The sequence below is a fragment of the Microcoleus sp. B3-D2 genome, from assembly GCF_036705345.1.
Classification (GTDB): domain Bacteria; phylum Cyanobacteriota; class Cyanobacteriia; order Cyanobacteriales; family Microcoleaceae; genus Microcoleus.
The window spans coordinates 25,071-31,191 of record NZ_JAUBUG010000079.1 but is presented as its reverse complement, the minus strand read 5'-3'; the positions used below and the strand labels follow the sequence as shown (position 1 = coordinate 31,191).

Genomic DNA, 6,121 nt, shown 5'->3' with positions numbered 1-6,121 from the left:
CAGTTTTTTGCCTTTAGTTCGCGGTTGTTTGAACCGCCTCTCTTCTGGCGCTTTATTAATGTATCAACTCTCCCCAGGGTTGTCAAGCGTTTTGCGAAAATATTTTTGACTTTTTTTTGAACCTATATACACCAAGGGTTTCGGCTGTCCTTCACCGCTGCGGTATCCCCTGGCTGACTCCTCTTTTAACTAGGGGGTCTTTTTTTGGACCAAAATACGGCTTTGGTCCTGACAATTTCCCGCGCATGGGTAGAAGCACTCAGTGGTTCAACATGATGATGCGGCTTAGTTGGAGTATAGGTAAGGCAAAGTTTAGGTGTGAGGCTGCATCCTGCGGTTAGGATGACAGAAGCAGGCTGGTGCATGAGTCATATATATATATGTAAGTGGTGTCTGCATTTCTTGGACTTTACTGAGGGACGTTTGGATCTCAGATTGAGCCGATCGCCCTTAACAATTCCTCTGATTCCAAATCCAGAAGTTGACACGACACGGTACTCTAACCCTGCTCAAACTCCCACGAATCGATCGCCCGCAAATACACTCTCCTGAATTACACCCCCAAACTCCTTCAGTTACGCCAGTTCTCAGCCTTTGACGATCGAGGGCGACTTGCTCTCCTCAACATCTACATCTAAAAAGTGCAAGTGACTTTCTTCCTCAGTATTGACAGCAATCACCAAACCTCTATTGCCCCAGGGAGCTATCGCCCGGGGTGAGGCGGGGCTGCTAAAACTCCCTACTTGAATCCCTTGACTGTTTAACACTTCTATCTGCCCCCCAACATCTGCCAACACCCATCCCCAATTAGCCACACAAGCAGACACGGGCAAACTTTCAAGAGGAATTCGTGCTACCTTGAGCGGCCACAATTTCATCAACAGCACCGCCGCTTTACCACCTTGAGGAATTCCTAGCAAAGTATAAGGCTCAGGTGTCAACAGCATCTGTCCCACGCTGGCAGACAACCGCACAGAACCCACCGACGTGCCGCGGCGAGTGTAAACTCTAAAAATAGTTTGGGGATTTTTTGGTTCGTTGTCCGGCCAAACTGCTAAGACGTGTCGCCGATCCAAAAACTTTAATTCTGGTAAATAGTGTTCTGGTAACGGCACAGTAGCGATCAGCTTCAGGGCTTTTTTCTGATCGCCAGCAGTGCTGTTTGCAGCTAAAGAATAAAAACGCAGTTCGCCGGGAACCGCTACTGTCAACCAGTTGCCGTAAGAGTCTACCGCTGCTTTTAAAGCATCTGGACCTTGCCTCAAACCCATATCCAGCAAGCACTGAGGCTCCCAAGAGCGCTCATTGAGCCAGTAAAGTTTTTGCGGAGTGAGAACGCAGCAGCCGTTGGAAACAGGTAAAATGCCGCGCACGATTTCCGGCATTAATGAAATAGAAATAGACATTTCTTCTGTAACTAGCTGTTTTCCCGGCTGAGACCAAACCTTCACCTCTGTACCTACAGCAGCATAGAGATACGTTTCAGTGGCAATTAAAGCGGTCAACGGTGCTGGAAGTATCAGTGGCTTGGGCTGCGAAAGCGAATAGCCCACAGTCCGAAGTAAATTAATCGCCGACAGTGATGCTTTTTCCTCTTCAAATTCTAGCAAAGACTCAGTTTCAGACTTCAGGCTTTTATCACCACTGGTTGTGGGGTTTTCCCAAGGAATAATGCAGTCGCCCAATTGCCTGACAGCGGGGTCGTACATGATCAGCCGCAGAGCTTGAGCCATTTGGGAAGCACTGGCAAAACGGCGGGCGGGCAGCTTTTCTAAAGATTTTTTGACTATTGCTTGCAAAGGTTCGGGGATGGCGTCGGGAAATTGCAAGCGTTGATTCAGGTGGGCCCACCTCAAGTCTCCGGGGGTTCCCCCGAAAGGGCGGTAGCCCATTAGCAATTCAAACAGCAGAATTCCTACTGCATATATATCTGACATCGGGGAAAAAAGACCGTAAAACCGCTCAGGGGCCATGTAAGCGGGGGAACCTACGGTAGCGTCGGGAGAAATTTCTTGGTGGAGGCGAGTGGTACCAATTTCTGGCAGCCGACGCGCGATGCCAAAGTCAGAAAGTCGGGGCGACCAACCTTTTGCTCCTAAAGTTAGGAGGATATTTTCGGGTTTGATGTCGCAGTGAACAACGCCTCGGCGGTGGGCGTAGTCTAAGCCGGCTAAAACTTCCATGACTAGCTGTAAACCTTCGAGCAGACGCAAGGGGCGGTCTTGTTTGAGCAGGTTGCGGAGGGTTCCTCCCTCGCAGTAGTCCATAACCAAGTACCTGCCTGTAGCTGTGTGTTCTAGAGCTCGGCAGGTAACAATGTTCGGGTGCTGCAAGGTGATCAGAAACCACAGCTCTCGCAAGAATTCGCTAGTTGGGGCTTTTTGATGACTAAGTTCTTTGAGAGCAACCAGTTGGCTGGTGAGGCGGGAGTCCTGGGGGGGAGCTTCTCGAAGGCTGGCACAAAAAACTCGACCAAATTGTCCTTGTCCGACTAGCCCTAAAATGCGGTACTTAGAATGTTGCATCGGTCTAATTATAGAAAAAGCTTGAGCTAGTATTAAAATATGTAAATAATTCTGACAAAAATTCAAATTTTTGAATCGCTCGCCAGGTACAGCCTATGTTATCTCAGGTTCATTCTCAGCCTCCTTGAGAGCGATCGCACAGTCGCACCTACTAAAATCATTGAGCTTCGGAATCACTATCAATCTTGCCGGATGCCGATACCCGCTCGGGAACTACCTGTGGCTGCTATTTTAGTCGATCGCGACTATTACAGTTTTTTCAATGCCATCTAGAAAGTATCTAAGGTTTTAGCTTTTCAAGGCTAAGCTGGGGAATCGGGGCGAGGGAACAGTGATGACCAAAACAGAAGTGCGGTTATGCCATAGGGGTTAGAGAGCCAGAAGCCGATGCTGTCGTCAAGGCATCTTAACCTTTTTGAGTGTTAGCCAAATTTTTTTGCGCTTTGAATAAGTTGATCGTAACTTGCTAAATACTGAACTTGACAGGAGCAAACATCAATATGGTTAAAATTATTAAACTAGATCCAATTGCGGAGGAAATAGCAGTCGAGACCCGATCAAATATCCTGTCTGCCTTACTTTCCAAAGACTTAGACGTTCTCAAGGAATGCGGGGGGCGGGGAATGTGCGCTACCTGCCATGTTTACATTAAAGAAGGCATGGAAGGCTTGTCGGACATGAACCGGCGCGAGAGAAGGACGTTGGAAGTCATTACTACGGCTAAAGCCAATTCGCGACTTGCTTGTCAGGCTCAAATTATGGGCGAGGGTGTGGTTGTACAGTTGCCTGCGGGGATGTACATTAATGCTATTGAAAATGTCGAAGCTCTGATCGGCCGCCGGGCCCAGCAAGATTTATTACACCCAATTACGGGTCAAGTAGTTGTAGAATCAGGTAAGTTAATTACTCGTTCTATCGTTACACAGCTTAATGAAACCCGCTTTCAAGTAGGACAGTATTTAGTTCGGACTAAAGAAGCTTAAAACTGATATGTTTGTATTTTAGTAGTAGAGAAAAATCTATGTTGAGCCAACTTGCGCGTTTGAGCATGGAAGCAGACGGACGCTACGCCAGTGCAGAAGAACTCCAATTTTTGAAAGACTACTTTCAGTCTTTGAATCACCGGATGAGTGCTTATAAAAAAATTCAAGCCTCTGAAACAGAAATTATACGGCAAGTGGAAGCACAAATGCTGTCTCTAGACCCTAGTTTATTTCGGCGGGGGGGTAACGATGTCACTGAAAAGTGCCGTGGAGATATTGTGCAGGTGTTGAGGCATTCGGCGGCAGCACTGTTGATTAATGATACGGAACGATTGCGCGATCGGCTACTACTTTGGTTGCAAACTATTTTAGGCGCTGTTCAAGTTAGAAATAGTGCAACCGTGACCTACGAGGTGATGAAAAAGGTCCTCAAACAATATCTCACGGTGGAAGAAAGGAACCTATTTTTTCCGATTTTGGACATCAACCGCACTTTACTCGGCAAATAATCAAGGGGGTTGACAACTTAACGCCGATAAACTGTGCCATTAGGAAGAGTGGCTCCAATCAACTTCGCTCCCGTCAAATCCGCCTCAGTGAGAATGGCTCCCCGGAGGTTGGCTCCTGTCAAGTCAGCTTTCTGCAAGTTGGCTTTACTCAGGTTAGCTTTGCTCAAGTTAATTTCATGCAAACAAGAATTAGAAAGGTCGGCATTGATCAGGTAGGCTAGACTCAAGTTGGCTTTGCTGAGGTTTGCCCCGCTCAAGTTAGCTTCCATCAGATAAGCACCGCTCAAGTTGGCTTCGTTTAACAAAGCCTCTGCCATATTAATTCCAGTTAAAAGTTTGCGACTCAAGTCTACACCGCTGAGGTCGGCCCCGCTGAGGTTAATACCGCTTAAGTGGCTGCCATTCAAAGTAATGTTTCTCAGGTAGGTTTTGCTGAGGTCTGCTTTGCACAAATTGGCTCTATCCAAGCAAGCTTCGCTAAGGTCTGATCCGATCAAGCACGCGCCGTTTAAATAGGCTTGAGTGAGGTTAGTTCGCCTGAGATTAGCTTTCAAAAGGTTGGCTTTGCTGAGGTTAGCACGGGTTAAGTTGGCTCCCGCTAGGTTGGCTTTGGATAATTCGGCTCCGGTGAGCTGTGCTTCGGTCAAGTCTGCCTCTTTCAGACTCGCTAGACTTAAGTAAGCATCTTTGAAGTTGGCCCCGTTGAGATTGGCTTTAATCAGATAGGCTTTACTGAGATTGGCCTCGGTGAGAACCGCTTTGGTGAGGTTTGCGGCGCTCATATCTGCACCTATGAGATTAGCATTGGGAAGAATTGCTCCGGTCAGGTTTGCCCAATTCAGATGAGCTCCGGCGAGGTTGGCGCCGGTGAGATTGGCACCGATGAGATTGGCGCCGCTCAGACTAGCTGCCATGAGGTTAGCACCGGTGAGATTGGCTCCGCTGAGGTCAGCTTTGCTGAGATTGGCTCTGCTCAAATGGGCTTTGGTGAGGTCCGCCCCGCTGAGGTTAGCACCAATTAAGTAGGGTCGTTGCTGGTGTTGGTTGAGGTTTGCCAAAATTAGAGTTGGGGCATCGTTGGAACGGAATAAATCGATCGGACTCAACACAATGCCGCGCAGATTTGCCAGTCTAAAATCTCTTTCGCCGGCTGCATATCGAGTTAGAAGTTCATTGGCGTCCATTAAGTTCTAGCAAAATGTTTGAGGTTTTGATTGCTTTTAAATTTTATGAGTTTCTAGAGTAAGTTATGAATTTTCTAGCTGCTCGTTATAATCAGGTTTTATTTAAATTGCTAAAACCGGATTTTTTGACTCAGGCTCTTTTTTATTATTTAACTCACAGTTTTGATGATACAGTGGATAATATGGTTGCCCAACAATCATTTGACAGCTATTAGCAACAAAGTAATAGCTGTCAAATTAGTCAGTTTTTTTGGAAAAGTTGACTGAGAATAGCTTCATGGTCTTTTCCTTCTTCGACCATAGAATCGCCAGGTTGTAGGCGATCGCGCAGCCCTAAAATAAAGCGGTTGCAGTCCGAACCCAATGATTCGCAGGATGTTTGCAGGCAGTGAAGTTCTCGACCCGTAAGCTGACTAAAGAACGCACTTAAAATACCTGCTTCTAAAAAACAGGCTGGTCGCTTAGACTTGGGGGCTGTTTTAGCAAAAAGAGAGTTAGCAATTTTTACTATTAAAAATCCATGTTCCGAATAGCTGGGGTCAAGCTCAAAGGTTCCCCATCCATGAGTTTTCCAACACTGCTGCAAGGACTGAAGAAATTCTACCATTTCCATTTCAGAAACTGGCTGACCGTAGTATTCGCTGACTTCTTCGCAAAAACGCACGTAGAAGTTTTTACCCCACCAGCGACCGCAGTTGAAAAGCACGAGGCGGGAGGCTTGACCAGTTTCTTGTTCTAAGCCGATATAAATGGCTTGAATCAGTGTTTCTGGGAGTGCTAAGAGCCGATCACCCCGGCGGTTTTCGAGGAGGCCGAGTTCGAGGTCGCCTCGGACGTAGGCATCGCTGGCAAAGTAGTTTCCAGGGAGTCGGGGCTGTTTGAGTAAGTCGGCAATATTAATCATCGGAAATTGGGAATTG

Annotated in this window: 5 protein-coding genes; 2 read left to right on the top strand and 3 right to left on the bottom strand. The window is 47.1% G+C overall.

What is annotated here, in order from left to right:
* Positions 1–587: 587 nt before the first annotated feature.
* Positions 588–2,525, bottom strand: coding sequence for a serine/threonine-protein kinase (locus QUB14_RS23915; RefSeq protein ID WP_333219830.1), 1,938 nt, complete (start codon positions 2,523–2,525; stop codon positions 588–590).
* A 500-nt stretch (positions 2,526–3,025) separates the two neighbouring features.
* Here QUB14_RS23915 and QUB14_RS23910 point away from each other — a divergent pair, with 500 nt between their 5' ends.
* Both QUB14_RS23910 and QUB14_RS23905 read left to right on the top strand, forming a co-directional pair.
* Positions 3,026–3,508 carry a 2Fe-2S iron-sulfur cluster-binding protein gene (locus QUB14_RS23910; protein ID WP_006635922.1) on the top strand — a complete coding sequence of 161 codons (483 nt, stop codon included), beginning with the start codon at positions 3,026–3,028 and terminating at the stop codon, positions 3,506–3,508.
* A gap of 38 nt (positions 3,509–3,546) precedes the next feature.
* Complete coding sequence (locus tag QUB14_RS23905) at positions 3,547–4,017, top strand: phycobilisome protein (RefSeq protein ID WP_333219832.1); 471 nt, start codon at positions 3,547–3,549, stop codon at positions 4,015–4,017.
* Positions 4,018–4,034: 17 nt separating this feature from the next.
* On the opposite strand, the gene QUB14_RS23900 is transcribed toward QUB14_RS23905, so the two are convergent.
* Both QUB14_RS23900 and QUB14_RS23895 read right to left on the bottom strand, forming a co-directional pair.
* Entirely contained in the window at positions 4,035–5,201 is a 1,167-nt protein-coding gene (locus tag QUB14_RS23900) for a pentapeptide repeat-containing protein (RefSeq protein WP_333219834.1), read from the bottom strand.
* A 241-nt stretch (positions 5,202–5,442) separates the two neighbouring features.
* Complete coding sequence (locus QUB14_RS23895; protein ID WP_190656588.1) at positions 5,443–6,105, bottom strand: V4R domain-containing protein; 663 nt, start codon at positions 6,103–6,105, stop codon at positions 5,443–5,445.
* Positions 6,106–6,121 lie beyond the last annotated feature (16 nt).

Bases quoted from the DNA above. Each gene is read 5' to 3' on its own strand.
- QUB14_RS23905 (WP_333219832.1), top strand. From the start codon at position 3,547: ATGTTGAGCCAACTTGCGCGTTTGAGCATGGAAGCAGACGGACGCTAC.
- QUB14_RS23895 (WP_190656588.1), bottom strand. From the start codon at position 6,105: ATGATTAATATTGCCGACTTACTCAAACAGCCCCGACTCCCTGGAAAC.
- QUB14_RS23910 (WP_006635922.1), top strand. From the start codon at position 3,026: ATGGTTAAAATTATTAAACTAGATCCAATTGCGGAGGAAATAGCAGTC.
- QUB14_RS23900 (WP_333219834.1), bottom strand. From the start codon at position 5,201: ATGGACGCCAATGAACTTCTAACTCGATATGCAGCCGGCGAAAGAGAT.
- QUB14_RS23915 (WP_333219830.1), bottom strand. From the start codon at position 2,525: ATGCAACATTCTAAGTACCGCATTTTAGGGCTAGTCGGACAAGGACAA.